Consider the following 1,558-nt stretch of genomic DNA (forward strand, 5'->3'; position numbering starts at 1 on the left):
TGCTGGAGGTATCACGAGTGCGAATGCTGACATGAGTAACGACAAGGGGAGTGAAAAACTCCCCCGCCGGAAGACCAAGGGTTTCTGTTCGACGCTAATCGGAGCAGAGTGAGTCGGCCCCTAAGGCGAGGCCGAAAGGCGTAGTCGATGGGAAACGGGTCAATATTCCCGTACCTCACAGGATTGCGATGGGGGGACGAAGAAGGCTAGGTGAGCCAGGCGTTGGTAGTCCTGGTGAAAGTCAGTAGGCTGAGGGGTCAGGCAAATCCGGTCCCTCAAGGCCGAGAGACGAGACGAACAGACCACGGTCTGGAAGTCATCGATGCCACGCTTCCAGGAAAAGCCTCTAAGCTTCAGATTCTGTGGGACCGTACCCCAAACCGACACAGGTGGTCAGGTAGAGAATACCCAGGCGCTTGAGAGAACTCGGGTGAAGGAACTAGGCAAAATGGTGCCGTAACTTCGGGAGAAGGCACGCCGCCGTTACGTGAAGGCCCTCGCGGCCGGAGCGGAAGGCGGTCGAAGATACCAGGTGGCTGCAACTGTTTATTAAAAACACAGCACTCTGCAAACGCGCAAGCGGACGTATAGGGTGTGACGCCTGCCCGGTGCCGGAAGGTTAATTGATGGTGTTAGCGCAAGCGAAGCTCCTGATCGAAGCCCCGGTAAACGGCGGCCGTAACTATAACGGTCCTAAGGTAGCGAAATTCCTTGTCGGGTAAGTTCCGACCTGCACGAATGGCGTAATGATGGCCACGCTGTCTCCACCCGAGACTCAGTGAAATTGAAATCGCAGTGAAGATGCTGTGTACCCGCGGCTAGACGGAAAGACCCCGTGAACCTTTACTACAGCTTCACACTGGATGCTGATGTTGCTTGTGTAGGATAGCTGGGAGGCTTGGAAACCCGGACGCCAGTTCGGGTGGAGCCGACCTTGAAATACCAGCCTGGCATCATTGGCGTTCTAACTCAGGTCCGTGATCCGGATCGAGGACAGTGTGTGGTGGGTAGTTTGACTGGGGCGGTCTCCTCCCAAAGCGTAACGGAGGAGCACGAAGGTACCCTCAGCACGGTTGGAAATCGTGCACTGAGTGCAAGAGCATAAGGGTGCTTGACTGCGAGACAGACACGTCGAGCAGGTACGAAAGTAGGTTCTAGTGATCCGGTGGTTCTGTATGGAAGGGCCATCGCTCAACGGATAAAAGGTACTCCGGGGATAACAGGCTGATACCGCCCAAGAGTTCACATCGACGGCGGTGTTTGGCACCTCGATGTCGGCTCATCACATCCTGGGGCTGAAGTCGGTCCCAAGGGTATGGCTGTTCGCCATTTAAAGTGGTACGCGAGCTGGGTTTAGAACGTCGTGAGACAGTTCGGTCCCTATCTGCCGTGGGCGTTGGAAGTTTGAGAAGAGCTGCTCCTAGTACGAGAGGACCGGAGTGGACGCACCTCTGGTGTTCCGGTTGTCACGCCAGTGGCATTGCCGGGTAGCTATGTGCGGACGGGATAACCGCTGAAGGCATCTAAGCGGGAAGCCCCCTTCAAGATGAGACTTCCC

1 rRNA gene is annotated in these 1,558 nt (G+C 56.1%); it reads left to right on the top strand.

The window, feature by feature from the left end:
- Window positions 1-1,558: ribosomal RNA gene (locus tag ACOMD9_RS21065) — 23S ribosomal RNA — on the top strand; the annotation flags it as partial.

The organism is Halomonas terrestris, from assembly GCF_049166755.1.
Lineage (GTDB): Bacteria > Pseudomonadota > Gammaproteobacteria > Pseudomonadales > Halomonadaceae > Halomonas.